This window comes from Pseudomonas morbosilactucae (assembly GCF_023241665.1).
GTDB classification, from domain to species: domain Bacteria; phylum Pseudomonadota; class Gammaproteobacteria; order Pseudomonadales; family Pseudomonadaceae; genus Aquipseudomonas; species Aquipseudomonas morbosilactucae.
Window position 1 is genome coordinate 40,690 of the sequence record NZ_JALQCX010000071.1, and the last position, 24,405, is coordinate 65,094.

The following is a 24,405-nucleotide window of genomic DNA, read 5'->3' on the forward strand; positions in this document are numbered from 1 at the left end:
GAGACCTCTTCCTGAAGTCGATTGAAGGGCGGGCAAAGTATCACAATGGGTCCATTTGCAAAAAGCAGCAGCGCCCATAGGCCGCATGTTTGCCGAGGTCTGGCTGGAACAGTAGCGCAGCGTAGAACGCCTAAGCGTCCATGAAGACACAAGCGCCACCTCCATTTTCTGGGACTAATGAGCAAACCTCATGAAGCCTTGCCGATTTACCCGTCTAGTCCTCATTCGTTAGCCCGCTTACTGTTCCCCAACGCCATATTCGGGAGAACGAAATGCACAAGCGCACACTCGGCAACAGCTCACTTGAAGTATCGGCACTCGGCTTCGGCTGCATGGGCCTGAGCCATGGCTACGGGCCAGCGACAGAGACGCAGCAAGCGATCTCGCTGATTCGCACGGCAGTTGATCGAGGCGTCACGTTCTTCGATACCGCCGAGTTCTACGGCCCCTATCTCAATGAGCAAGTAGTCGGCGAGGCGCTGTCCCCGGTTCGTGACCAGGTCGTGATCGCCACGAAATTCGGCTTCGCCGTCGGTGCCGACAACACAAAGCAGACTCTGGACAGCCGGCCCGAACGTATTCGGGTAGCCGTCGAGGGGTCGCTGCGCCGACTGAGAACCGATTACATCGATTTGCTCTACCAGCACCGCGTCGATCCGGACGTGCCGATTGAGGACGTCGCTGGGGCGGTGAAAGACCTGATTAGCGAAGGCAAGGTCAAGCATTTCGGCCTGTCGGAGGCCGGTGCAAAGACCATTCGCCGTGCGCACGCGGTGCAGCCGGTCACGGCGCTGCAAAGCGAATACTCGCTGTGGTGGCGCGAGCCTGAGCAGGAAATCCTGCCGATGCTTTGGGAACTGGGCATCGGCTTCGTGCCATTCAGCCCTTTGGGCAAAGGTTTTCTCACCGGCACGGTATCGGCGGAGGCCACTTATGGCAGCGACGATTTCCGCAGCATCGTCCCTCGTTTCAGTCAGTCGGCGCTGCGGGCCAATCAGGGCCTGGTGGTGTTGATCCGTCAGATCGCTGCGCAGAAACAAGCGACACCGGCACAGATCGCGCTGGCCTGGCTGCTCGCGCAGGCACCGTGGATCGTGCCGATTCCGGGAACGACCAAGCTGCATCGCCTGGAAGAAAACCTCGGCGGCGCGGACATCACGCTCGATGCAGCCGAGCTGAAGGCGATTGATGCTGCGCTGGCGCAGATCCGCATCGAAGGCGAGCGCTATCCCGAAGCCCTCAAGGCGCGTGTCGGCCGATGAGCAGCGATCACGATCCACTGCGGCGCACGGTGATCGCTGCGCTGGCGAGTGCCCCGCTGCTATCACTCGCCGACACGCAAAGCCCCCATGAAACCCCACGTTCCGGTTCGCGGATTCTGGTTGCGTACTTCTCGCGCTCGGGCAATACCCGCGTAGTTGCCGGGCTGATCCAGCGTGGACTGAGTGCCGATCTGTTCGAGATTCGCCCGGCCCACGCCTACCCCGAGGACTATCTGCAAACCGTGGAGCAGGCGCGCCAGGAGCGTGACAGCGGCTTCGAACCCGAACTGCAAAGCAAGGTTCACGCCCTCAGCGATTACAACACGATCTATCTGGGCTTTCCGATCTGGGGTGAAACCGCCCCGCCGATCGTGCGCGCCTTCCTCAGCGCCCACGACCTGACCGGCAAGACCCTCATCCCCTTCAACACCCACGGCGGTTATGGCTTGGGCAGCAGCCGCAGCGTACTCGTCAAGCACGCGCCGAAGACTAAGGTTCTGGAAGGGTTTGTGATGGAGGGTGAGCAGGAGCGCAAGACCATGGAACGCGTGAACGGCTGGCTGAGCGATCACCCCCTCACGCGTTAATCGAATTCTGTACGGAGTGACATCATGAAAAACCGCACATTGGGCAATGGCCTGGAAGTGTCCGCTCTGGGCCTTGGCTGCATGAGCATGACTTCGGCCTACGGGCCGGCTGCCGAGAAGGCCAGCATGATCAAGCTGATTCGTTCGGCCCACGAACAAGGCGTCACCTTGTTCGACACCGCTGAAGCGTATGGCCCGTTCGCCAATGAAGAACTGCTGGGCGAGGCCTTGATGCCGATCCGCGAGCAAGTCGTCATCGCCACCAAGTTCGGCTTCGATATCGACCTGATCACCGGCGCACGCGGCGGCGGCACCAACAGCCGTCCGGAGCATATCCGCGCCGTGGCCGAAGCGTCGTTGAAGCGTCTGCGCACCGATTGCATCGACCTGTTTTATCAGCACCGCGTTGATCCGCAGGTGCCCATCGAAGACGTCGCCGGCACCGTCAAGGATCTGATCGCCGAGGGCAAGGTCAAGCATTTCGGCCTGTCTGAGGCGGGCGTGGAAACCATTCGCCGGGCGCACGCGGTACAACCGGTCACGGCCGTGCAGAGCGAATATTCGCTGTTCTGGCGCGGCCCGGAGCTGGAACTGCTGACGGTACTGGAAGAACTGGGGATCGGCTTCGTACCGTTCAGCCCGCTGGGCGCCGGTTTCCTCACCGGTCAGATCGACGAGCACACGCAGTTCGACGCCAGCGACTTCCGCAACTTCGTCCCGCGTTTTTCTCCTGAAGCGCGCAAGGCCAATCTGGCGTTGGTCGACGTGGTGAAAGCCGTCGCGCAACGCAAACACGCTACGCCAGCGCAAGTGGCACTGGCCTGGTTGCTCGCACAGAAAGCGTGGATCGTGCCGATCCCGGGCACCACCAACCCCCATCGACTGGAAGAGAACCTGGGCGCGGTCGGGCTGCAATTGATCGACGATGATCTGCGCGTGATCAACGAGCAAATGGCGCAGATTCAGGTGCACGGTGAACGCCTGCCGGAATCGGCACTGAAAATGACCGGACTCTGAGTCTGCCCAACGCGGCGCCACGTACAGCGCCGCTTTCACGTCTGACCGGAGTTGATCCGATGAACCGATTGATCGCACCACTCGTTGCTTTGTCATTCATGGCGGCAGAGTCCCAGGCCGCCAGCGAAATCCGCGTTACGCCGAACGGATCGCAGCCCTCGGTCAAGGGCGCGGCGCAAAACTTTACCGGCACGGTGCGCGTTGATGGCCTGTTCAAAGGTGATGCGCCCGCGCGCATCGGCGGCGGCACGGTAACCTTCGAACCCGGCGCACGCACGGCGTGGCACACCCATCCGCTGGGGCAAACGCTGATCGTCACTGCAGGTGTCGGCTATGTGCAGCAAGAGGGTGGCCCGCGACAGGAAATCCGTCCGGGCGATACTGTCTGGATTCCGCCGCACGTCCGTCATTGGCATGGCGCCACGGCCAGCAATGGCATGACCCACATCGCGATTGCTGAAGCCGCGGACGGCAAGACCGTCACCTGGGCGGAGCAGGTCTCGGAGGCGCAGTACGCCGGCCAATGAAGTTACGGAATGTGTCGAAGCTGCTCGCCCGGCACCTTTGACGCAAACCATCATCCGCTCCCCAGGCCCCGCAACAGCGGGGTCGCGCCGGGATTTAGGCGATTATCGCAACACCGACTCATGAGTTCTGCTCAGGAGTCCATGCGCCTTTTCGGGGTTAATCGCCCCAACCATCCTCCGTACGATCCAGCAACACCGCAGAGACCTGCAATGGACGGAGCCTTTCATGATGACCACTGACGAACGCAACCGCACTGCCCTCCCCGCACTCATCGTGCTTTGTCTGGGCGTTGCGACGATCTTCAGCGTTACCACCCAAGCAGCCGAGGCATCGCAGACCATGACCAGCACACCCGCCAGCGCAACTACATTGTCGAGCCAACAACAAACGATTCCACTGATCGCGGCATTCATGGCGACCAGCGACATGCCTCACCTCAACGCGGCGCTCAACCAGGGACTCGATGCCGGCCTGACCATCAGCGAAACCCGCGAAATTCTGGTGCAGCTCTACGCCTATGTCGGCTTCCCGCGCAGCCTCAACGCCTTGAACGAGCTGATGACGGTGGTGCAGGCGCGCAAACAGCGCGGCATTGAAGATGCGCCGGGGCGTGAGCCGAGCCGGGTGATTCCGGTGGGGGCTGAGTTGTTAGCGACGGGTACGGCGAATCAAACCAAGATCTCCGGCGCCCCGGTCAAAGGCCCGGTGTTCGAGTTCGCTCCGGTGATCAACCGGTTCCTGCAAACGCACTTGTTCGGCGACATCTTCGAGCGCGACAACCTCGACTGGCAAAGCCGCGAACTGGCGACCGTTGGCGCGCTGGCAGCGACGCCGGGGGTGGAATCGCAGCTGCACTCGCACATGGCGGCGAGCCTGCGCGTTGGTCTCAGCGCGGCACAGTTGCGCCAAGCCACCGAGCTGCTGAAAAAACACGGCGATGCGCAGACGGCTGAACGGGCCAGCGCAGCGCTGAACCAAGCCCTCTCGGCTTCGGGGAAATGACATGAAAGCTGCAAAGCATTTGCTGTGCATCTCGCTGTTGAGCCTGTTGGCGGCCTGCGCGAACCATTCCGAAGGCCCGCTGCTGATCCAGAAGCAAGGCAGCTTCGCTGCCGGCGGAACGATGACCACGGCACCGGGCACCTTCAACCCGCGCCAACCGATGGCGCCCAACGGCCAGACTTACCACGGTGACCACGCCTACGCGTTCTATCAGATCCCGGTCAATGCGCGAAAACTGCCCATCGTCATGTGGCACGGCGCGGGTCAATTTTCCAAGACGTGGGAAACCACCGCCGATGGCCGCGAGGGATTTCAGAACATCTTTCTGCGCCGCCACTACGGCGTCTATCTGATCGATCAGCCTCGGCGTGGTGATGCCGGACGCAGCATGGTCGATACCACAATCAAGCCTGTGCCTGACGAACAACTGTGGTTCAACCAGTTCCGCATCGGCCTGTGGCCCAACTACTTCAACGGCGTGCAAGTGGCACAGGACGCACAAACCCGCGAGCAGTTTTTCCGGGCGATGACGCCAAACACCGGGCCATTCGACATGGGCGTGGTCTCCGATGGCGTGTCGGCGCTGTTCGACAAAATCGGCCCGGGGATTTTGTTCACCCATTCGCAAGGTGGCGGGCCGGGCTGGTTGACGGCGATCAAGAACGGCAATGTCAAAGCCATCGTGGCGTTCGAACCGGGCAGCAGTTTCGTGTTTGCTGACGGTGAAGTGCCGGCGCCGATTCCCAGCGCGTTTGACACGGTGCAAGGCGCAGCGGTGCCGATGGAGCAATTCATGGCACTGACGCGCATTCCGATTCTGATCCTCTACGGCGACAACATCCCGGAACAGGCCGTCGACCTGCCCGCGCAGGACAGTTGGCGCGCACGCCTGAAGATGGCCCGCCTGTGGCGTGATGCAGTCAATCGCCACGGCGGTGACGTGCGGCTGATCCACCTGCCGGAAATCGGCATCCACGGCAATACCCACTTCCCCATGTCGGATCTGAACAACGTGCAGATCGCTGATCTGGTCGCGCAATTTCTCAAAGAAAAACAGCTGGACTGACCCAAACATTTTTGAAACTGCCGCCCTTTTGATTGCTCAGGAGCTTCACGTGAAGAACACTCTCAAAGCCACGCTCATGTCGGCATTGGTCGGCCTCTCGACGGGCGAAGCCTTGGCCGCCGACTACAAAAAGAACCCGTTCACCCTCGCCTACGACGGCGCGATCAGCAAGAACGAAGCGGGCAAGGTCAATATCCACCCGGTCATCTACAAGCTCAATGGTCTGGACATCGCCGCCAACGTTTACACCCCGGCCAACTACGACGCGAAGAAGACCTACCCGACCGTGGTCGTTGCACACCCCAATGGCGGCGTGAAAGAACAGGTTGCCGGTCTGTATGCCCAGCGCCTGGCGGAACAGGGCTACATCACCATCACGGCCGATGCGGCGTATCAGGGCGCCAGTGGTGGTCAGCCACGCAGCATCGATAAACCGGCGTATCGCATTGAAGACATCCACGGCATGGCCGACTTCATCAGCCAGTTTGCCGGTGTCGATGACAAGCGTCTGGGCCTGCTCGGCATCTGCGGCGGTGGCGGCTATTCGTTGGCGGCGGCGCAAACCGATAAACGCTTCAAATCGCTGGCGACGGTAAGCATGTTCAACTCAGGCCGGGTACGCCGCAACGGCTACAACGACTCGCAAATGGACAGTATCCAGCAACGTCTGCAGCAGGCATCAGCAGCTCGCGCGCAAGAAGCCGCGGGTGGCGCGGTGCTGTATTCGGGGGATGCCAACCTCACCGACGAGCAAATCGCCAAACTGCCTTTCGAGCTGTATCGCCAGGGCTACGAGTACTACTGGAAGACCCACGCACACCCCAACTCGACCTTCAAATACACCACCAGCAGCCTGATCGACTTGATGCGTTTCGACGCCACTGACCCTATCGAATTGATCAATCAACCGTTGCTGATGATCGCCGGCAGCAAGGCCGACAGTCTGTACATGACTCAGGATGCCTTCCCCAAAGCAACCGGTACCACGGACAAGGAAGTGTTCATTCTCGATGGCGCGACGCACATCGAAACCTACTGGGTGCCGCGTTATGTTGATGCGGCGATTGGCAAGCTGACCGAATTTTACGCACGAACCCTGTGATGAGCGCCTTGAGGGTCGCGCATCCATGCGCAACCTGCTTTCATGGAATAATCCCGCGTCCCTCATGAGAGGCCCTCATCAATGTCCCGCGCCAACCTCAACGACCTGCAAGCCTTCGTGGTGATCGCCCGCGAAGGCAGTTTTACCCGCGCAGCCGCACAGCTGGGCGTCTCGCAGTCAGCGCTGAGTCACACCATGCGCGCCCTTGAAACTCGGCTGGGCGTGCGCCTGTTGACGCGAACCACACGCAGCGTTTCGCCGACCGAGGCCGGTCAGCGCTTGTATCGGTCGATGGCGCCGCGCTTCGATGAGATCGAACTGGAATTGGCCGCCGTCAGCGAATTTCGCGACACCCCTGCCGGCAATGTGCGCATCCAGGCGTCGGAACACGCGGCGAACAATATTCTGTGGCCGAAGCTGCTGAAGGTGCTGCCCGACTACCCGGACATCAAAGTCGAAATCACCGTTGACTACGCCCTCTCCGACATCGTTGCACAGCGTTATGACGCAGGTGTGCGCCTGGGTGATCAGGTGGCCAAGGACATGATCGCAGTGCCGATCGGGCCATCGTTACGCATCGCCGTTGTCGGCTCGCCGCAGTATTTCCGGCATCGGCCTTACCCGATGGAACCGGGAGATCTGGCGGCGCACAACTGCATCAACCTGCGCCTGCCGACTCACGGCAGCCTGATGCAATGGGATTTCGAAAAGGATGGCCACGAACTCAAGGCCCGCGTCGAAGGCCAATGGACATTCAACAGCAGCGTGCCAATTCTGCGTGCGGCCGTGGCGGGATGTGGCTTGGGCTTCCTGCCGGAGGACATGGTGGCGAAGGAGCTTGCTGACGGTAGCCTTGTGCGGGTCTTGGAAGATTGGTGCCAGCCCTTTGCCGGTTATCATCTCTACTACCCCAATCGCCGTGAACACTCATCAGCGTTTGGCGTTGTAGTCGAAGCGTTACTCTACAAGCGCTGAGTCATCGACCTTCAAGGCGCATGAGTTTCATCCGTCCCCACAAACCCGTGAATGAGCAAATGCTTTTGATCGATTGCAGTAGGACCCGATCGGCTGCAATGGGTCGATTTCTGCTGATTATGAATGGCAGCTATCGGCTGTGGATTCAACCGGTCGATGCAACAGATTGGCTAAATCGTTCAGCGGGTGTTTCGTAGTCTAGTGTTTTCCGAGGGCGGCTATTCGCCAACGACTTCTCGGAGCAAGCGGACTGAGAATGCACTGAATGTCGACGTGGGGACCAGTGTCAGCAGGCCGCGCCTCGACCAATTAAGCAGCCTCTCTGAGAGCTCAGCGAGGGCTATGAGCTTTAGAGGGGCAGGAGTTGGGTGCAGGACTTTTCGATGATATTGCAGTCGAGCGCGGGCTGAACCGAAATGCCCGATTCAGCTAACCAAGATGGCCTTGGCTTGCTGAAGATGCGTGCGGAACCGGGACGCATAATCTTCGGCAACTGCAGCTTGAACACTCGCGCGATTTGCTAGCGCATGGCGCCACTCTGCAATGCGACCAAGTCCATCGAACAATGGATGACTGGGTTCGAATCCTAGTATGTTGAAGTAGCGGAAAACTGGAGCAACGGTTATATCCACCATGCTGAGCTTCGCACCAGCGAAGTAATCGCCGTCCGATTTTTCAAGTTCGAATCGCTCTAGTTTGCCTCTCAACGCTGCTGATTTACTTAGCGCTGTCTGCTGATCCGCTGCATTCAAATATCCCCACGCATCCGCGAGCATGGCAGTGGCGAATTCGATCCAGGCACGGTGTTGAGCACGGGTGATTGCATCTTCCGGGTGCAAAGCGGGCTCCGGATACACCTCTTCGATGAATTCACAGATTGCCACGCTCTCGAAGAGCACGTTCGTACCCTCGCCGCCTTTTTGCACCTTTAGAAGTGGGACTTTGCCCGTTGGAGACATGGCCAGAAACCAGTCGGGCCTGACCTTCAGATCCACATCAATGCGCTGAAATGGAACCTGCTTTTCGAGGAGTAAAATTGCCACTCGCTGAACAAACGGACAAAGCTCGTGGCTAACGAGCGTGTGCTGTGATTGCGACATTTGAATACCCACTGTTATTTCGACAACTCCCACCTCCGGGCAGGAAGCGGGATGTGCAGACTTGAAGGCGTGCTTATCTCGTTAAAGCGAGCGACCACCATCAACAATAATTTCCGTTCCCACCGTCCAACGAGACTCGTCTGACGCGAGGTACAGCACCGCCTTAGCTACTTCTTCAGGCGTACCAAAACGGCCAAATGGGATAGTCGCAGCAATATCTTTGTTGACCTGCTCGCGGTAGGCATCGGGGATACCCGCCTTGTCGTACAGCGGCGTGTCGATCGGACCAGGGCTGACCGCATTTACCCGAACACCACGCGGTAGAAGCTCGCTAGAAAGCGTTTTCGACATGTTCAGAAAGGCAGCCTTTGTTGCGGCATAAATGGATGAGCGCGCGGCGCCCAGGTGCGCACTGACCGAGGTGTTAAGAACCACCGATGCTGGGTTGGAGAAGACCGGCAGCAGTGCTTGCAGGAGGAAGTAAGGGCCTTTGACATTAATGTCAAAGGAGCGGTCAAACATCTCTTCGTTCCAGTCTTCGATTGGCATCCAGACGGATACGCCAGCATTGAGGAAGGCAACGTCGAGCTGCCCGTAATGAGACTGAACAGCGTGGGCCAGCTCCTTCTGGGCTGTGATACTGGCGGAGTCGGCTCGTAGCACCAGAACCTCGCTGCCTAAGACAGCTTTGGCGTTTGCAATTGACTCAGGATTAACACCGGTGACGATCACCCGAGCGCCTTCTGTGAGGAATTGTTTTGCGGTCTCCAGACCAATGCCACTTGTGCCGCCAGTGATGAGCGTACGCTTGCCTTGTAAACGGGACATGTAAATTTCCTCTCATTTGTGACGACCAGTCGAACGACTGACCTTCTGAGAGCAACTATGTATTCATGCTGGAGCGCTGATAAGATAGCCAAATAGAATAAATCTCATGCGAAATCCGCATGAAAGAGGACATGTGATGGATCGGTTGTTACTGATGAGCTGTTTTGTACGCGCCGTCGAGACCGGCAGTTTTTCAGCTGCGGGGCGTGATCTTGGACTCGGACAACCGAACGTCAGCCGTTATGTCGCCGCACTCGAAGATCATCTGCAAACCAGGCTGCTTCACCGATCGACAAGAAAGCTGACGCTCACACCGGAAGGTGAGCAGTACTACGCAGATGCGCGGCGTATTTTGGGCTCAGTAGAAGAGTCAGAGTCCTCTCTGAGAGGGAACGTGGCACCGTCCGGGCTACTGCGCGTCGCATGCCCGACTGCATTGGCGCACACCTTTATCGTGCCCCATGTGGCTAGATTTCTGGAGCTCTATCCAGAAGTGTCGCTCGATCTCCAGATCAACGATCGCTACGTCAATCTGGTCGACGAGGGAGCCGAGCTCGCGATTCGCATTGGCCACCTTGAGGACAGCGCAATGCGTGCCCGGCCACTAGCGTGGTTCGAGCGTGTGTGTGTGGCCAGCCGCGAGTACTTGGCGAAACGTGGTTCTCCCTCTTCGCCTGATGACCTGAAGGAACACGACTGCCTTATTTACACTCTGCTATCTACCGGTACTAACTGGCGGTTTAAAGACATTGATGTCCCGGTCTCCGGTCGCCTGCGGGTCAATTCACCCGAGGCGATACGTGAGTACGTCAATGCAGGATTAGGAATCGCGCAAGGCCCTCAATGGCTTTATGAGGAAGGGCTAAGAAGTGGCAATCTTCAGCTGCTGCTTAGCGACTACGTAGCACCACAGGTGCCGATCCAGGTCGTTTACCTAGCGAATCGGCTGCAGCCCAAGCGAGCCATCGTTTTCATGGACTTCATGGCGGATGTGTTTGCAAAAAGCTCTGCATTCCATGAACGCCTAAAGTAGCCTCAACCCCATGACCAGCGTGCGAACGGATAACCAGAACTACGGAGGCGATTCAGTGCGGTGCAGAGGACGGCCTAGATATAGATGCCGTCCGCTGGTGATGGGCGCCCTTTTGAGCGAAAGGGAAACGACCCGCCCCAATCAATGCCCGGGTCGAGACCGTTACAACGGGAAAATTCTTCAAGCAGCTTTGGCCCAAAGGCCGGGCCATTGTGCCGAGCGAAGGCTGGTATGAGTGGGTGAAGGCCCCCGATGATCCCAAGAAGAAACAGCCCTACTTCATTCGGCTGAAAAGTCAGCGGCCTATCTTCTTCGGTGCTCTGGCCCAGGTTCATCCGGGTCTACAGCCCCACGACGGGGACGGGTTCGTGATCATCACCGCAGCGAGCAATTCAGGGATGGTCGATATTCACGACCGCAGGCCCCTGGTGCTTACCGCAGACATCGCCAATGAATGGCTTGATCCAGAGCTTTCAACAAAACGAGCAGAAGAGATAGCCAAGAACCTTTGCCAGCCAACCGAAGTGTTTGAATGGTATCCGGTCGGGAAGGCTGTGGGCAGCGTCAAGAACCAGGGGTCTGAACTAATAGAGCCTGATCAATCTGACAAGTAAATCCAGAACACGAGGGCCACCGCGCTGACCCACGCCAAAGTCAGCAAGAACGACAGGCCTGCAAGCCGTTTATCCATAAAAATTCTTTCTCGTTTTGAACCTGCAATTATAAAAATAAATTCTTGCTAGTAGCAAAACAGTGGCTACGCTAATGAGCGCGTCACCCTCTCCGACTGGAAACCCTAACAACGTTGCGTGCAACCATATACTGCCTGCAATGATTGGAAAGGACTAGGTAACCGAGTCGTATAACTCTCAGTCTAAAAAGGAATATAGACATGGGCATTAACGTTACAAATAAATCCTCAAATAAAATTGAAGTCGCCATTAACCAATGGGGCAACGACGGCGACACCAGTTTTTTTTCCGATAGACAGAGAAAAAAAGGAAAGCTGGAACAGGGCTGACAGCCGCGGCTTTGTGCTCTCTTTGAAAAGGGGAGGCACGCAGAAGCCATACTATGTCCAGGCTGACAGTTCAATTGTGGTTGGAAACACAGAAGTAAAAGATGGCGATCGTGTTCTTGAGCCAATCAGCAATTAGTTCGAGAAGGTCATTCAAGGTGCCTCTCGGGCACCTTGTCTTTATAGAAGTACCGAAGAACAAGTGTTAACAATCGACGCTATTGTTGATAGCTCTCATGCACATACTTCTGACATGCACGCAAAGCGATTAGTCCTTGGTCCCCGTCACCGGTGATAGCGACAATTCGTTGAGCAACCGCTGGGGCAAGTTCGGCTCTCGCAACTCCATGAACCACGCTGCCGACGCCGGCGGCGGTTGACAGCCCACCGCCACCACTCGGGGCAGCGGCGAGTAGGACTGACAGCCGTACATCAGCAGTAGCCAGTTGGTCACGCAGGCGAGTCTGATAGGTTTGAGCATCGCGCCGCGCCTTGTAATGGGTTTGATCATTCGTCTGCAGGCGATCCTCCAGCGCCCGGCGCTCGACCTGCTGGCGTTCCTGCCAGTCGATCACCGCCGCCGCGGCCTGCTCGCGATCACGTCCATAGGACTCGGCCTGCTCGGCCAGTGGCTTGCCGTAGTGGATGGCTTGCCAGGACCAGGGCGGCAATCAGCCCGTGCACGCCCAACGCACTCAAGGCAGCACCTTCAGCGCACGCTCATACAGCGCCTCGCGGTCGGCCATACCGTTGGTACCGCCGTTGATGCGCTTGGTGATGGTGAGAACGTCGCCCTTGACCAAAGGCACGCAGGATAACTATCGGAAAGGTCTGCGACAGATCTGCAAGGCATTCACTGGCGCTCCAATCGACGCTCTGACGCCCCAAGTAATCGCTCAGTACCGCGATGCCAGAAAGGCCAAAGTACGCGCCAACGGGAGATAGCTCTGCTCCATGTTCACATTCGCACGTGAAAGAACCCCCTCGGGACTTCCACGCCGGCGAAATTGTGTGGAATGCCGTCTATACCCAAGCCCCGCAGGAACTCAAAGATGCAATGGATCTGGCATACCTGATCGCCCAGCGCCCGGCCGATGTACTGAAGGCGTCTGCAACTGACATCAACAAAGGATCCTTGATGGTCGGCCAGGGGAAAACCCAGAAACGCCTACGCATTCTTTTGCGTGATGGTGTAACAGCTTCCGACCTCAGTGCCTTCCTGGATGATCTGCTCGACCGCAAAGCCATAGCCGGGATCAAAAGCAGCAACCTGATTACCAATCAGGCTGGACTGCGCATGAGTTACGCCATGCTGCGCAATCGCTGGGACGAGGCACGTGACGCTGCGGCGACAAAGGCGGCTGCCGAGGGCGACCCCGAGTTGGCGGCAACAATCCGGAAGTTTCAGTTCCGCGACATCCGACCAAATTCGCGACATCGCCGATGCCTGCGCCCTGCTTGGGCACTCAACTCAGGAGATGACAAAAAAAGGTTTATCGCCGCGTGGGCGCCATCGTCAAACCAACAAAATAATCCGCACATGCGGAACACATTCCAAAAGATGCGGAACACTTTGCTTTTTTGAGGGCATAAAAAACCCCGTAGATCGTTGATCTACGGGGTTTTTAAGGGTGGAGGCCGAGGTCGGAATCGAACCGGCGTAGGTGGATTTGCAATCCACTGCATAACCATTTTGCTACTCGGCCCCAAGTGTCAAATACTGCTGTAACACAGCGCTTAACACAAACAAACTTTAACGCTACCAAGATCGCTTCGATCTCGTAACTCTTTGTTTTCTAAAGAGTTTTTACGTTTTCCGTTTCAGGAATGGACGCAATTATGGACGCGTTTTACAGTCCTGGCAACTCCTATTCGAATTTTTTTCCAGTAACGCTGCGAGCCCCCAAGAATACGGGCGTTCGAGCGGGCCTTGGGGCCCTGTATCGGGGCCGGATGATTGCACAATCTCGGGCAGATAGCTCGCCTCGTTGACGCGTCTAGGCCATTGCCCTCCCCCAAATGGTCGGCGGATTGTGCCGACTGCCTGGCACTGCCCTCCTTAATCGCTCCCCCGGCGCTTTCGGCAAGCGCTAGAATCCGGCTAGCCGCCGGGTGGTTGCCGGCTTTTTCCCGACTCGACGAGACGCGTTTGATGAGCCTGAATTTCGACACCCTGTACCCGCGCCACGGCACTGGAAGCACCAAGTGGAGCCGTTACCCGGAGGATGTGCTGCCGATGTGGGTGGCCGATATGGACTTCGCCGTGGCCGAGGAGATTATCCAGGCCCTGCGCCAGCGCCTGGAGCATCCATTGCTCGGCTACAGCGTGCCCCAGGACGAACTGCGGAACGCCATCGTTGCCGACCTGTGGCACAAGTACGCCTGGCGCGTGCAGGCCGATGAGTTGGTGTTTCTGCCGGGGGTGGAGCCGGGCTTCAACATGGCCCTGCACGGTTTTGTAAAGCCGGGGCAAGCGGTGGTGGTGCAGACCCCGAATTACCGGCCGCTGCGCATGGCCCCGGACAACTGGCAGTTGCCCAAGACCGAATTGGCTTTCGAGGTCGACGCCGAGGGCACCACCTACCACACCCCCATCGAGAAACTGCGCCAAGCCTTGCAAGGGGCCGGCGCCCTGCTCCTGAGCAACCCGCACAACCCCCTGGGCAAGGTCTTCCCCCGCGAGGAACTGCTGGCGGTGGCGCAAGCCTGCCTGGATCAGGGGGCGCTGATCATCTCTGACGAGATTCACGCCGAGCTGTGCTTCGACGGTCGCCGGCATATTCCCACCGCGTCCCTCAGCCCGGAGATTGCCCGCCGCACCATCACCCTGATGTCGGCGACCAAGGCCTACAACATCGCCGGGATGAAAACCTGCTTTGCGGTGATCCAGGACCCGGCCACCCGCCTGCGCTTCAATAACGCTCGGGCGGGGATGGTCGACAGCGTCAGCCCCCTGGGCCTGGAAGCGACCCTCGCCGCGATCACCCTGGGCGGGCCGTGGCAGGCGGCGCTGATGGAGTACCTGCAAGGCAACCGTGATTACCTGGTGCAGGCGGTGGCGACTCGGCTGCCGGGCATCCGTATGCACTCGCCCCAGGGCACCTACCTCGCCTGGCTGGATTGCAGCGCGTTGGGGCTGGCCGACCCCCACGACTTTTTCCTCAAGCAGGCCAAGGTAGGGCTTAGCGCGGGCCTTGAGTTTGGCGATGACTGCGGGCAGTTCGTGCGTTTGAATTTCGGTTGCCCGCGGGCGCTGCTCGAAGAAGGCATCCAGCGCCTGCAGGACAGCCTGAGCAAACGCTGAACGCAAGGCGCGCCGCCGTTCCAGGCGGCGCGCCCTGGCCTTAAAAGCCCACCGTGGCCGACACCAGCCAGGTGCGCGGGGTCGACAGGGTCAGGCCGGCAGCGCTGTCGGCCGAAGTCGCGGCCGATGCCCAGTAGGTGGTATTGAGCACGTTTTCTACGCTGGCACGCAGGGTGATGTCGGTCTCATCCAGCTTGAAGGCGTAGCGCGCACCGAGGTCGTAGCGTTCCCAGTTGTCGATTTTCTGCTGGTTGGCGGCGTCCAGGTACTGGGCACCGGTGTGAATGGCCCGGGCGGTCAAGGTCAGGCCTTGCAGGCTGTCGATGTCCCACTCCGCCCCCAGGTTGGCATTGAGCACCGGCGAACCGGTGCCACGGTTGCCATCAAACTGGCCGTTGGCCGTTTTGGTCTGCTCGCTGTCCAACACCATGACCCCGCCCAGCAGACGCACCCCGGGGGTCGGCTCGCCGAACAGGTTCAGTTCTACGCCCTGGTTACGCAACTCGCCATCGGGCTTGAAGGTGTTGTTGGTGGTGACGTAGGACGGTTGTTCGATACGAAACAGGCTCGCGCTGATGGCAAAACTGCCCAGGTCGTACTTGGTGCCCACTTCCACTTGCTTGGTCTGGGTCGGCGGGAAGATTTCGCCCGCGTTGGTCAGCGTCGAACTGCTGGTGGGCGCCGTCTGCCCTTCGCTCAAGCCTTCCATGTAGTTGCTGTACAGCGACCACTGGTCCGTGACCTTGACCACCAGCCCCAGCGCCGGCGACAACGCTTGCTCGTCATAGGCCGGCTCGTCCCGCACGTCATCGCTCCAGGAGGTCACCGCCACCCGTTGCAGGCGCGCGCCGAGGGTCAGCAATACCCGGTCCTCGGCAAAGCTCAAGGTGTCGGCCAGGGCCAGGCTGGTGAAGCGGTTTTCCGTGTGGGTTTTGGTGTCGATGCGGTTGGGCGTCCCAGGGTAAGGCAGGACCACCGGATCATAGAGATTGCTGGTGCCCCGCAGGTAACGCTCGCCGGCGTTGTCGAAATCCATGTTGAAGCGGTTCAGGCTGAGGTTCAGCTCATGGCCTACCGGCCCGGTGTGAAACCAGCTGCGCAGGCCGATCGTGGCGGTCTTGACGTCTTCGTCACGGCGGAAGGTCCGCGGCGTCACCGTGAAATTGCCCTGGGCGTCCACTGCCGCCACCGTGTGCCGCAGGAAGTCGTAGTTGCCTTTGCGCGCACCGGCGGCGGCATACACCATCAACGAATCGCTGAGGTCGTACTCGCCGCGCACCGCGCCGAAGCTGTCCTTGGAATGGGAGTAAGTCCAGGGCTGGGCGAAGTTGTGGCGAATGTCCTCGGCCTTGGGCATCTGGGTCACCCCGGAGGCCATCTCCACCCGCTCGATCGGCGCGTCGGCATGACGCTCCTGGCGCCCCACGTCCAGGGACAGGCGCAAGCGTTCATCACGCAGATCCAGGCCGAGCACCGACAGCTCGCGCTTGACCTCCTGGTGATCCCATTCGGTGTCGCCCGACTGGCGCACGCCGTTGAAGCGCACGCCAAAACGCTGGTTGTCGCCAAAGCGCCGGCCAATGTCCACCGCGCCGCCAAACTGCCCGGCAGAGGCATAGCTGCCGGTGAATTCGGTCAGGGGTTTGTCACCGGCGCGCTTGGGCTCCAGGTTGATCCCGCCGCCGACGCTGCCACGGGGGGCCAACCCACCCAGCAAGGCACCCGGCCCTTTGAGGATGTCCACCCGCTCGACCATTTCCATGTCGATGGCATAGGTGGGCAGCAGCCCATACAAACCGCCGTAGGACACGTCACTGTTGAACAGGCTGAAACCGCGAATGGAGAACTGCTCGAAACGCCCACCGGCCGGGTTAGTGGTGCGCACCGACGGGTCGCTGGCCACCAGGTCGCCCAAGGTCCGGGCCTGCTGGTTCTTCACCGTGGTGCTGGTGTAGGAGGTCAGGTTGAACGGCGTGTCCATAAAGTCATGCTCGCCCAGCAACCCCTGGGCACCGCGCCGGGCGACCTGGCCGCCAGCGTAAGCGGTGTCTGCCTGAGTGGTGGTGGCACCGACCACCGAGGTCGCCGGCAACTGGTAGGCCGCGCCCTGCTCCGGCTGCGGGATCAGCATGTAAGCCTGCTCCCCCACCGCCTGCAATTGCAGACCCGAGCCCTGCAGCAATCGGGCAAAACCTTCCTCCACCGCAAACTCACCGGACAGCCCGGCACTGTTGCGACCGTTCACCAGCGCCGGGTCCACCGACAGGCTGACCCCGGCCAAGCCGGCGAAACGGGTCAGGGCTGCGCTCAAGCTGCCGGCGGGCACTTGGTAGCTGCGCCGCGGCGCTTCCTCGGCCCAACTGCTGGCCATGAATAACGGACTGGTCCCCAGGCTCAGCATCAGGCTCAGCTGCAACAAGGGGCGTAAACGACTAGGACGAACTGCGGGCATGGGAAGAAGCTCTCGTTTTTCGGTTCACTGACCTGGAATGACCAGCGACTTGAAAAAAAGGGACAGCCTTCAACCGATATTTTTTTTCGGCACCAGGGTGATCCAGAATCGGGTGCGCGCTTGCACCTCCAGCGGCAGGCTGGCCGCCAGCAGGTTCAACACCCGATCGGTGTCATCCAGGCGGAAACTGCCAGTCACCCGCAGCGCTTCCAGCTCCGGCGCCCAACGCAACACGCCGGGGCGATAACGCCCCAACTCTTGAAGAAATTCGGCCAACGGCTGGTTCTGGGCCAGCAACACCCCTTCACGCCAACCCGGCTGCTGGCTGTCGAACGGCTGCACAGCCCCGGCCCCAGCGGCCCGCAAGCGCACCTGGCGTCCGGCTTCCAGCGGCCAGGCCGGCCCCTGCAGCGGCTGCACCCGCACCACGCCGCTGACCACCGCCACCTGACAGTCATCGGCATCCAGGCGCAGGCAGACTTCAGCCTGACTGACGCTCAGGCGCCCATAACGCGAGTCGAGAAACAGAGGCGTGGTGCCCGGCACCTTGAGGGCCATCTCTCCACGGATCAGGGTCAGGCGCCGGGCCGCCAGGTCCACGTCCACCGCACTGGCGGTGTTCAATTGCAGGCTGCTGCCATCGACCAGGGGCAATTGCCGACGCTCGCCGGTGCCGGTGTGCAAATCGGCACGCCAGGCCTCCAGGGGCATTTGCCGAGACAGCAACCAGGCCCCCGGCACCAGCGCCGACACCACCAAGGCCCGTTTGAGCAATTGCCGACGCTGCGGGTCAGGGCGGTCGAGGCTGGCCAGCGCAAGGTCCGAGGGCAACTGGGCAAAGCGCTGGCGCAACAACTGGGCTTTCTGCCAGGCCTGCTCGTGGCTGCTGCTGCCCTCGCGCCACTGTTGCAGTCGGGCCAGGTCTGCAGCGTCAGCCTCGCCGGATTCCACCAACGTCAGCCACTGGGCGGCGGCCCGCGCCACTTCCCGGGCCTGGGCCGACGGCGCCGTAGCGCTCACAGTTCCACCAACAGGCAGTGTTCATAGGCCTGGGCCATGTAGCGTTTGACTGTGCGCTCCGAGACCTGCAAACGCTCGGCAATCTGCTGGTAACCCAAGCCTTCCAGCTGGCTCCAGAGAAACGCCCGGCGCACGGGTCGGGGCAAGCCATCGAGCACTTCATCCAGGGCTTGCAGGGTTTCCAACAGCAGCCAGCGCTGCTCGGGGGACGGCACACTGGCCTCGGGCAAGCGGGCCAGGGCTTCGAGGTAAGCCTGTTCGAGGCTGCGACGGCTGTAGAAGGTGCTGAGCAAGCGCTTGCCCACCGTCAGCAAGTAGGCCCGGGGTTCGCGCAGGTCGGCCAGTTGCTGGGAGCTGGCCAGCACCCGCAGGAAGGTGTCCTGGCTCAAGTCCGCCGCATCCCAGGCGTTGCCCATGCGCCGCCGCAGCCAGCACTCCAGCCAGCCACGATGATCGCGATAGAGGGCGTGCAGGGATTGCTCCGGCGGCGTCACGGCGTCATTCATGGCATGGGCTCGGGGGGAAGAAACAATTCAAATGAGACTCATTCTATTTAATGTCGTTGGCGACACCAAGGCTTTTCCGCGCAGGCCCACCCTTCATTTCTGCGCGTCACTCGCTCGACGGGCCTGTGCCCTCCCCCCTGAAGCCGGCCGCCGCTGCCCATGGCCCCACCCGGGCCGAGGCGAAATAGGCGCGCCATGCTGCCGGCTGACCAGCGCTCAAAACCTTCGACGGCAATCGCCTTTACCGAAGGTCCAGTTGCGCCGAACCTTGGGTTAACATGGCCGCCCACCTGTTCTGGAAGCTGTCTGGATGAGTAAGCCCGGTCAAACGGTTCTGGTCGCACTGCGCAAGATGATCGCCTCGGGCGAACTGGCGGCGGGCGAGCGCCTGATGGAGATCCCCACCGCGGAACTGTTCGGCGTGTCACGGATGCCGGTGCGCATGGCCTTTCGCACCCTGGAACAGGAAGGCTTGCTGGTGCGGTTTGGCGGGCGTGGGTTCCAGGTGCGCTCGGTCAGCGCCGATGACATTGCCGGCGCCGTGGAAGTGCGCGGCGTGTTGGAAGGCCTGGCGGCGCGGCAGACCGCCGAGCGCGGTTTGTCCAGCGAAGGCCGGGCGATCCTCGAACGTTGCCTGATCCAGGGCGATGCCCTGTTCGACAAGGGCTACGTGACCGAAGAAGACCTGGAGGCCTACCACGACCTCAATATGCGTTTTCACCAGGTGATCGTCGACGGCAGCCATAACCCAGCCATCGCCGACGCCCTGGCCCGCAACGATCACCTGCCCTTTGCCTCGGTCACCGCCCTGGCCGTGGACCGCGAAGACATGGCCCGGGAATACCGGCGCTTCAACTATGCCCACATGCAGCATCACTCGGTGTTCGATGCCCTGGTCAACCGCCAGGGTGCCCGCGCCGAAGCCATCATGCGCGAGCACGCCAACGCCACCTTGCGCTACGCCGAAATCTTCGGCTCGGCCCTGGCCAATGAGCGCATGAAGGTCATCCTGCCCTCGCAATAACCCGAGCCCCTCAGGCCAGCCCGGGCTTCAGATATCCAGCACCAGCATCGGGGTTTTCGAACGTGAGCAGCAGGGCGTGAACTGGTCGTTGGCGGCCTGTTCGTCCTCGGTCAGGAACAGGTCACGATGCTCCGGCACGCCCTCCAGCACCCGAGTCAGGCAGGTGCCGCAAATCCCCTGCTCACAGGACATCGGCACCTCGATACCGTGGCTTTGCAACACCTGGATCACACTGCGATCGGCCGGCACTTCAAACACCTGGCCACTGCTGCCGAGCTTGACCGAAAAACTGCCGTCGTCGCGAGTATCCACGGGCGCAGCGGCGAAGTATTCCCGGTGCAGGTTGGCGTCCTTCCAGCCCTGGGCCTGGGCACTGTCCAACACGTGCTGCATAAAGCCCCCGGGGCCGCAGACGTACAGGTGCAGGTCCTCCCCGGGCTCGGCCAGCACCCGGGCGGTATCCAGCGCGGTCTGCGGCAGCTCATCGAAATGCAGGAACACCCGATCGGCAAATGGCGACTGGCGTAGGCGCTGGACAAAGGCCGCCCGTGCTTCGCTGCGGGCACAGTAATGCAGCTCGAAATCCGCACCGCTGTGGGCCAGGCGCTCGGCCATGCAGAGGATCGGCGTAATGCCGATGCCACCGGCAAACAGCAGGCTACGCCGGGCCTCGTGGGCCAGGGGAAACAGGTTGCGCGGTTCGCTGATCTGCAAGCGGTCACCCGGCTTGATCAACTCATGCATGGCCTGGGAGCCGCCCCGCGACGCCGGGTCCTTGAGCACGCCAATCAGGTAGCGATGGCGCTCTTCAGGGTGGTTGCACAGGGAATATTGGCGGACCAGGCCACCGGGCAGGTGCACGTCGATATGGGCCCCGGCGCTGAAAGCGGGCAAGGGGCGCTCATCGACACGGGCCAGCTCGTAGCTGCAAATGTCCTGGGCTTCGTGATGGCGGGCGAGCACCGTTACTTCGATCATGGTCGGTCCTTTGAGTGTTGCCGCCTGGGGCGGTCACTTCTGCTTGTGGGGGTAAAAATCGCGCACGGCAAAGGCTTGCGGGATGACTAATGGGCGCTGGCGATCAACGGCGATGGCGGTGCCTGCTCCTCGGCGATCAAGCGCTCCAGCACCCGTCGCGACTGCACGCCGCCGGCATCGATGTTGAGCTTGAGCAGGTTGCGTTCGGGGTGGGCCAAGAGGTTCTGCTGCTGGCGCTCGAGCATCTCCAGGTCTTCGCTGAAAATCTTGCCCTGGCCGTCGCGGATGGTTGCGGTCAGCGTTTCGTCCTGGGGGTTGAAGTTGCGCGCCATGCCCCAGAAGTACCAGATCGAGGTCTCGGTTTCCGGGGTGATGAAGTCCACCACGATGCTCGCCGCCTTGTGCTGCGGCTCGGCGTGGTAACCGCCTTTGCCGGCATGGGCCACACCGACTTCGATCAGCACGTGGCTGGGCGGGGTGAAGCGGCAGATCTGCCAGCGATCCACTGGCACGTCATCGGCCAGGTTGTTGCCGCGCAGGGCCATGCGCCAGAACGGCGGGGCCATGATGTTTTCCATGTGCCGGGCCGTGACCACCTCGTCGCCTTCGACCGTGGTCTTGGGCGCGGCCTCGTCGATTTCCTTCTGCCCGATGCTGGAGGCGTGCACGTAGGTTTCGTGGGTCAGGTCCATCAGGTTGTCGATCATCAAGCGGTAGTCGCAGGCGATGTGGAACAGCCCGCCGCCATAGGCCCACTCATCGCTGACCGCCCATTCCAGGTGGTGGATCAGCGCCGGGTCGGCCTGCCGCTGGTCGCCTGGCCAAACCCAGATAAAGCCGTAGCGCTCCACCACCGCGTAGGTCTTGTTGCAGGGAAAACCCCGCACCCGCTGGCCGGGCATTTCCACGGTCTTGCCGTCGCAGCCCATGACCAGGCCGTGATAGCCGCACACCAGGTTGCCGTTTTCCACATAGCCCAGGGACAGCGGTGCGCCGCGATGGGGGCAGAAGTCCTCGACCGCGGCGACCTTGCCTTCCAGCCCGCGGTAAAAAACCATTTTCTCGCCACAGATCTGCCGCCCCAGGGGCTTATCGGCAATTTCATCGGGGGTGCAGGCGACATACCAGGTGTTCTTTGGATACATGAGGACTCTCCAGGCGACTGTTGTTTTTATTTAATGGATCCATTAAATGTTTATGCGCTGGATCAAGTCAATATTAATGCGTACAAATCTGACAAATAACAGCCAATGGATCCACTAGTACTGAGCCAATGGATCCACAGCAAGCACCTTCCGACTCGCTAAAAGCCCCCTGCAACCCCCATTGCGCGCCCTGAAAAACCAGCGCTTGCCAGGCTCAGCACGTGCATCGAGCCGTACCTGGGCTTAAGCAGGCACACGGCAAGCCGCCACCTAGAGCGCCCCCATCGCCATCCCCCGGCAAAAAAAATCATTTACTCGGGAACCAAACCCAACTGATAATGATTATCAATCTTCTTAAATTAATAATTCTTAACCCCTGCATCCCCCCGATGTTGGTACAAGAAACGCCCTCCCCCTGCCTCTCCCCACACTAGAAAGGAGTTCTTTATGCGTGTTCTGGTGGTCGAAGATGACAACTCGGTCAGCCATTGGCTAGGAAGCAAGCTGCATGCCTGCGGGCATAATTGCCGCCTGGTGGACAATGGCGAAGGTGCCCTGCAAATCCTCAAGGACGAAGCCTTCGATGTGGTCATCCTCGACCGCATCCTGCCGCGCATGGATGGCATCGAAGTGCTCAACCGCCTGAATGGCCAGGCCCATCCGCCGATCCTCATCCTGTCCGCCAACGACCAGTCCAGCGACCGGGTCGAGGGGTTGCGCGCCGGAGCCGACGACTACCTGGGCAAGCCTTTCGATTTCACCGAGCTGTTGCTGCGCCTGGAGTTACTGGCGCGCCGACACAACCAGACCGCCCAGGAGGAACGGATCCAGGTCGAGGACATGCAGATCGACCTGGCCCGCCGCGAAGTGACCCGCGCCGGGCGCCGCATCGACCTCACCGACAAGGAATTCAAGCTGCTCCAGGTACTGGCCGAGCACGTCGGCCAGACCGTGACCCGGGGCATGCTGCTGGAGAAAGTCTGGGGTTATCACTTCGACCCGCAGACCAACCTGATCGACGTTCACCTGTCCAAGCTGCGCAACAAGCTCGACAAGGGTTTCGAGCGCGCGATGATTCGGACCGTGCGGGCGATCGGTTATGTATTTGGCTGATCGCAACCTCAAGCACCTGCTCAACACCAGCAACTTCCGCCAAGCCACCACCATTGCCTTTATCTGCCTGTTGGTGGCCCTGGCCTCGATCATCCTCAGCAACCAACTGCTGGCGGTGGTGATGCGCAGCCATGTACGGGACATGATCCTCACCGACGTGCGCACCCAGCAATTCCACGGCCGCCTGAATGACGCCGCAGCCGCTGCCAGGGCCCTGCGCGACGGCCAGCCCCTGGAGGTGCGCAAGGACCGTCACTCCATCGTCTTCGACGAGCGCGGCAATGCCCTGTTTGGCGATGCCCTGCTGCTGCCCCAGGTCGACTGCCCGGCGCCGTGCAACACCAACTGGCGCCACGGCACGTTGCGCAGCGCCAAGGGCCGCGAATCGGAGATCCTCGGCCTGCTGATGCCGCTGCCCGGTGGCGGCCAGTACTTCAGCGCCTACGACCTGCGCCCCATGCTCGAACGGACGCGGATGATCCCGCTGATCGCCGGCGCCGGGCTGCTGGTGATCCTGCTGTCCATTGTGCTGATCAGCCTGCCCTTCAGCCTGCGCAACCTGTACCGCATCAACAGCATCCGCGATGCCCTGGTGCGCTATTCCAGCGGCGACCACAGCGTGCGCGTGCCCTACGCCTTGCACGGCGACGAGTTCGACCAATTGGGCATCGAGATCAACCAGGGCCTGCAACGCATCAACAAGCTGATGGACGAGGTGAAGAACATCAGTACCCACATCGCCCACGAACTGCGCACCCCGCTGACCCGCCTGCAAAGCCGCCTGCTGAATGCGGTGGACATGGTCGACGGCGATGCCCGGGATGAATTGCTGCGGGCGGTGCAAGACAGTGAACGCATCCAGAACCTGTTCCGCGCAGTGATGCGCGTGGCCGAAGTCGAGACCGGGCGCCTGGCCTACCAGTTCGAGGCGATCCAGGCCCACACCCTGCTGGAAGACATCATCGAGTACTACCTGCCCCTGGCTGAGGAGCGGCACTGTGAACTGCGGATCAGCGCCCGCCAGGATTGCTGGCTCTACGGCGACAAGGCGCTGCTGTTCCAGGCCCTGGCCAACCTGATCGACAACGCCTTGAAGTACGCCCCCGCCGGCTTGCCGATCACCCTGCGGGCCTACAACCGCCAGGGCTTCAGCTACCTCGCCGTGGAAGACCGCGGCGCCGGGATTCCGGCCCAGCTCAGTGCCAAGGCCATCGAGCGCTTCCAGCGCCTGGACACCAGCGGCAACACCCCGCAACGGCCTGGGCCTGACCAATGATCCAGGCCATTGCCGAGCTGCACGGCGGGCAGCTGATGCTGGAAGACAACCACCCTGGGCTCAGCGCGA

The 24,405-nt window shown here is 60.7% G+C and carries 23 protein-coding genes, 1 tRNA gene and 2 pseudogenes; 16 read left to right on the forward strand and 10 right to left on the reverse strand.

Features of this window, described 5'->3' with window-relative positions; translation table 11 throughout:
- Positions 1–272: 272 nt before the first annotated feature.
- From M1B35_RS29455 to M1B35_RS29490, 8 genes are all read left to right on the forward strand, one after another.
- Positions 273–1,262, forward strand: a complete 990-nt coding sequence (locus M1B35_RS29455; RefSeq protein ID WP_123333539.1) for an aldo/keto reductase — start codon at positions 273–275, stop codon at positions 1,260–1,262.
- Complete coding sequence (locus M1B35_RS29460; RefSeq protein ID WP_123333541.1) at positions 1,259–1,849, forward strand: flavodoxin; 591 nt, start codon at positions 1,259–1,261, stop codon at positions 1,847–1,849. The genes M1B35_RS29455 and M1B35_RS29460 overlap by 4 nt, the downstream gene beginning before the upstream one ends.
- Before the next feature lie 24 nt (positions 1,850–1,873).
- Positions 1,874–2,866, forward strand: a complete 993-nt coding sequence (locus M1B35_RS29465; RefSeq protein WP_123333543.1) for an aldo/keto reductase — start codon at positions 1,874–1,876, stop codon at positions 2,864–2,866.
- A gap of 59 nt (positions 2,867–2,925) precedes the next feature.
- A complete protein-coding gene (locus M1B35_RS29470) occupies positions 2,926–3,393 on the forward strand; it encodes a (R)-mandelonitrile lyase (protein ID WP_123333545.1) in 468 nt (155 codons plus the stop codon).
- A 226-nt stretch (positions 3,394–3,619) separates the two neighbouring features.
- Positions 3,620–4,396, forward strand: coding sequence for a carboxymuconolactone decarboxylase family protein (locus M1B35_RS29475; protein WP_268263805.1), 777 nt, complete (start codon positions 3,620–3,622; stop codon positions 4,394–4,396).
- Positions 4,397–4,517: 121 nt separating this feature from the next.
- Positions 4,518–5,462, forward strand: a complete 945-nt coding sequence (locus M1B35_RS29480) for an alpha/beta hydrolase (protein ID WP_268263817.1) — start codon at positions 4,518–4,520, stop codon at positions 5,460–5,462.
- A 49-nt stretch (positions 5,463–5,511) separates the two neighbouring features.
- On the forward strand, positions 5,512–6,564 hold the full coding sequence (locus tag M1B35_RS29485) for an alpha/beta hydrolase (RefSeq protein ID WP_123333550.1): 1,053 nt from the start codon (positions 5,512–5,514) through the stop codon (positions 6,562–6,564).
- An 81-nt stretch (positions 6,565–6,645) separates the two neighbouring features.
- Positions 6,646–7,539 carry a LysR family transcriptional regulator gene (locus M1B35_RS29490; protein ID WP_123333552.1) on the forward strand — a complete coding sequence of 298 codons (894 nt, stop codon included), beginning with the start codon at positions 6,646–6,648 and terminating at the stop codon, positions 7,537–7,539.
- Between the two features lie 425 nt (positions 7,540–7,964).
- Here M1B35_RS29490 and M1B35_RS29495 read toward each other — a convergent pair whose 3' ends face one another.
- Both M1B35_RS29495 and M1B35_RS29500 read right to left on the reverse strand, forming a co-directional pair.
- The gene (locus M1B35_RS29495) at positions 7,965–8,639 is read right to left on the reverse strand and encodes a glutathione S-transferase family protein (RefSeq protein WP_268263806.1); all 675 of its coding nucleotides are present in this window, start codon (positions 8,637–8,639) and stop codon (positions 7,965–7,967) included.
- Positions 8,640–8,720: 81 nt separating this feature from the next.
- Positions 8,721–9,467 carry an SDR family oxidoreductase gene (locus tag M1B35_RS29500; protein ID WP_268263807.1) on the reverse strand — a complete coding sequence of 249 codons (747 nt, stop codon included), beginning with the start codon at positions 9,465–9,467 and terminating at the stop codon, positions 8,721–8,723.
- Positions 9,468–9,603: 136 nt separating this feature from the next.
- On the opposite strand from M1B35_RS29500, the gene M1B35_RS29505 reads away from it, so the two are divergent.
- The 3 genes and pseudogenes from M1B35_RS29505 (at position 9,604) to M1B35_RS29515 (ending at position 11,521) form a co-directional block, all read left to right on the forward strand.
- Positions 9,604–10,500, forward strand: coding sequence for a LysR family transcriptional regulator (locus M1B35_RS29505; protein WP_185039252.1), 897 nt, complete (start codon positions 9,604–9,606; stop codon positions 10,498–10,500).
- Positions 10,501–10,565: 65 nt separating this feature from the next.
- Positions 10,566–11,114: pseudogene (locus tag M1B35_RS29510) on the forward strand (SOS response-associated peptidase family protein); the annotation flags it as partial.
- Positions 11,115–11,392: 278 nt separating this feature from the next.
- Positions 11,393–11,521 (forward strand): hypothetical protein, encoded by a 129-nt coding sequence (locus M1B35_RS29515; protein WP_268263808.1) that lies wholly within the window; start codon positions 11,393–11,395, stop codon positions 11,519–11,521.
- A gap of 215 nt (positions 11,522–11,736) precedes the next feature.
- Here the strand turns inward: M1B35_RS29515 and M1B35_RS29520 are convergent, their stop codons facing one another.
- Complete coding sequence (locus M1B35_RS29520) at positions 11,737–12,189, reverse strand: lysis system spanin subunit (RefSeq protein ID WP_268263809.1); 453 nt, start codon at positions 12,187–12,189, stop codon at positions 11,737–11,739.
- 24 nt (positions 12,190–12,213) lie between these two features.
- A pseudogene (locus tag M1B35_RS29525) lies at positions 12,214–12,315 on the reverse strand (glycoside hydrolase family 19 protein); the annotation flags it as partial.
- Positions 12,316–12,488: 173 nt separating this feature from the next.
- On the opposite strand from M1B35_RS29525, the gene M1B35_RS29530 reads away from it, so the two are divergent.
- Complete coding sequence (locus tag M1B35_RS29530; protein ID WP_259740401.1) at positions 12,489–13,103, forward strand: site-specific integrase; 615 nt, start codon at positions 12,489–12,491, stop codon at positions 13,101–13,103.
- 47 nt (positions 13,104–13,150) lie between these two features.
- On the opposite strand, the gene M1B35_RS29535 is transcribed toward M1B35_RS29530, so the two are convergent.
- Positions 13,151–13,224 (reverse strand) — tRNA-Cys (locus tag M1B35_RS29535).
- A gap of 446 nt (positions 13,225–13,670) precedes the next feature.
- On the opposite strand from M1B35_RS29535, the gene M1B35_RS29540 reads away from it, so the two are divergent.
- A complete protein-coding gene (locus M1B35_RS29540) occupies positions 13,671–14,822 on the forward strand; it encodes a MalY/PatB family protein (protein ID WP_268263810.1) in 1,152 nt (383 codons plus the stop codon).
- A gap of 40 nt (positions 14,823–14,862) precedes the next feature.
- Here the strand turns inward: M1B35_RS29540 and M1B35_RS29545 are convergent, their stop codons facing one another.
- The 3 genes from M1B35_RS29545 to M1B35_RS29555 all read right to left on the reverse strand — a co-directional run bounded on the left by M1B35_RS29545 (position 14,863) and on the right by M1B35_RS29555 (position 18,800).
- Positions 14,863–17,274 carry a TonB-dependent receptor gene (locus M1B35_RS29545; RefSeq protein WP_268263811.1) on the reverse strand — a complete coding sequence of 804 codons (2,412 nt, stop codon included), beginning with the start codon at positions 17,272–17,274 and terminating at the stop codon, positions 14,863–14,865.
- Between the two features lie 69 nt (positions 17,275–17,343).
- On the reverse strand, positions 17,344–18,294 hold the full coding sequence (locus tag M1B35_RS29550; RefSeq protein WP_268263812.1) for a FecR domain-containing protein: 951 nt from the start codon (positions 18,292–18,294) through the stop codon (positions 17,344–17,346).
- Positions 18,291–18,800, reverse strand: a complete 510-nt coding sequence (locus M1B35_RS29555; protein ID WP_123333570.1) for a sigma-70 family RNA polymerase sigma factor — start codon at positions 18,798–18,800, stop codon at positions 18,291–18,293. Before M1B35_RS29555 ends, M1B35_RS29550 begins: the two co-directional genes overlap by 4 nt.
- 310 nt (positions 18,801–19,110) lie before the next feature.
- Here M1B35_RS29555 and M1B35_RS29560 point away from each other — a divergent pair, with 310 nt between their 5' ends.
- Complete coding sequence (locus M1B35_RS29560) at positions 19,111–19,824, forward strand: GntR family transcriptional regulator (protein ID WP_268263813.1); 714 nt, start codon at positions 19,111–19,113, stop codon at positions 19,822–19,824.
- A gap of 27 nt (positions 19,825–19,851) precedes the next feature.
- Here M1B35_RS29560 and M1B35_RS29565 read toward each other — a convergent pair whose 3' ends face one another.
- Complete coding sequence (locus M1B35_RS29565) at positions 19,852–20,802, reverse strand: PDR/VanB family oxidoreductase (RefSeq protein WP_268263814.1); 951 nt, start codon at positions 20,800–20,802, stop codon at positions 19,852–19,854.
- 86 nt (positions 20,803–20,888) lie between these two features.
- Entirely contained in the window at positions 20,889–21,947 is a 1,059-nt protein-coding gene (locus M1B35_RS29570; protein WP_268263815.1) for an aromatic ring-hydroxylating oxygenase subunit alpha, read from the reverse strand.
- A 447-nt stretch (positions 21,948–22,394) separates the two neighbouring features.
- On the opposite strand from M1B35_RS29570, the gene M1B35_RS29575 reads away from it, so the two are divergent.
- Together M1B35_RS29575 and M1B35_RS29580 are read left to right on the forward strand one after the other, a co-directional pair.
- Positions 22,395–23,060, forward strand: a complete 666-nt coding sequence (locus M1B35_RS29575; protein WP_123333578.1) for a response regulator transcription factor — start codon at positions 22,395–22,397, stop codon at positions 23,058–23,060.
- Positions 23,047–24,336: a sensor histidine kinase gene (locus tag M1B35_RS29580; RefSeq protein WP_268263816.1), complete on the forward strand. Its 1,290-nt coding sequence runs from the start codon at positions 23,047–23,049 to the stop codon at positions 24,334–24,336. Before M1B35_RS29575 ends, M1B35_RS29580 begins: the two co-directional genes overlap by 14 nt.
- Positions 24,337–24,405 lie beyond the last annotated feature (69 nt).

Bases quoted from the DNA above. Each gene is read 5' to 3' on its own strand.
- M1B35_RS29465 (WP_123333543.1), top strand. From the start codon at position 1,874: ATGAAAAACCGCACATTGGGCAATGGCCTGGAAGTGTCCGCTCTGGGC.
- M1B35_RS29490 (WP_123333552.1), top strand. From the start codon at position 6,646: ATGTCCCGCGCCAACCTCAACGACCTGCAAGCCTTCGTGGTGATCGCC.
- M1B35_RS29565 (WP_268263814.1), bottom strand. From the start codon at position 20,802: ATGATCGAAGTAACGGTGCTCGCCCGCCATCACGAAGCCCAGGACATT.
- M1B35_RS29555 (WP_123333570.1), bottom strand. From the start codon at position 18,800: ATGAATGACGCCGTGACGCCGCCGGAGCAATCCCTGCACGCCCTCTAT.
- M1B35_RS29500 (WP_268263807.1), bottom strand. From the start codon at position 9,467: ATGTCCCGTTTACAAGGCAAGCGTACGCTCATCACTGGCGGCACAAGT.
- M1B35_RS29475 (WP_268263805.1), top strand. From the start codon at position 3,620: ATGATGACCACTGACGAACGCAACCGCACTGCCCTCCCCGCACTCATC.
- M1B35_RS29480 (WP_268263817.1), top strand. From the start codon at position 4,518: ATGACCACGGCACCGGGCACCTTCAACCCGCGCCAACCGATGGCGCCC.
- M1B35_RS29575 (WP_123333578.1), top strand. From the start codon at position 22,395: ATGCGTGTTCTGGTGGTCGAAGATGACAACTCGGTCAGCCATTGGCTA.
- M1B35_RS29505 (WP_185039252.1), top strand. From the start codon at position 9,604: ATGGATCGGTTGTTACTGATGAGCTGTTTTGTACGCGCCGTCGAGACC.
- M1B35_RS29540 (WP_268263810.1), top strand. From the start codon at position 13,671: ATGAGCCTGAATTTCGACACCCTGTACCCGCGCCACGGCACTGGAAGC.
- M1B35_RS29545 (WP_268263811.1), bottom strand. From the start codon at position 17,274: ATGCCCGCAGTTCGTCCTAGTCGTTTACGCCCCTTGTTGCAGCTGAGC.
- M1B35_RS29495 (WP_268263806.1), bottom strand. From the start codon at position 8,639: ATGTCGCAATCACAGCACACGCTCGTTAGCCACGAGCTTTGTCCGTTT.
- M1B35_RS29455 (WP_123333539.1), top strand. From the start codon at position 273: ATGCACAAGCGCACACTCGGCAACAGCTCACTTGAAGTATCGGCACTC.
- M1B35_RS29570 (WP_268263815.1), bottom strand. From the start codon at position 21,947: ATGTATCCAAAGAACACCTGGTATGTCGCCTGCACCCCCGATGAAATT.
- M1B35_RS29470 (WP_123333545.1), top strand. From the start codon at position 2,926: ATGAACCGATTGATCGCACCACTCGTTGCTTTGTCATTCATGGCGGCA.
- M1B35_RS29560 (WP_268263813.1), top strand. From the start codon at position 19,111: ATGAGTAAGCCCGGTCAAACGGTTCTGGTCGCACTGCGCAAGATGATC.
- M1B35_RS29580 (WP_268263816.1), top strand. From the start codon at position 23,047: ATGTATTTGGCTGATCGCAACCTCAAGCACCTGCTCAACACCAGCAAC.
- M1B35_RS29460 (WP_123333541.1), top strand. From the start codon at position 1,259: ATGAGCAGCGATCACGATCCACTGCGGCGCACGGTGATCGCTGCGCTG.
- M1B35_RS29515 (WP_268263808.1), top strand. From the start codon at position 11,393: ATGGGCATTAACGTTACAAATAAATCCTCAAATAAAATTGAAGTCGCC.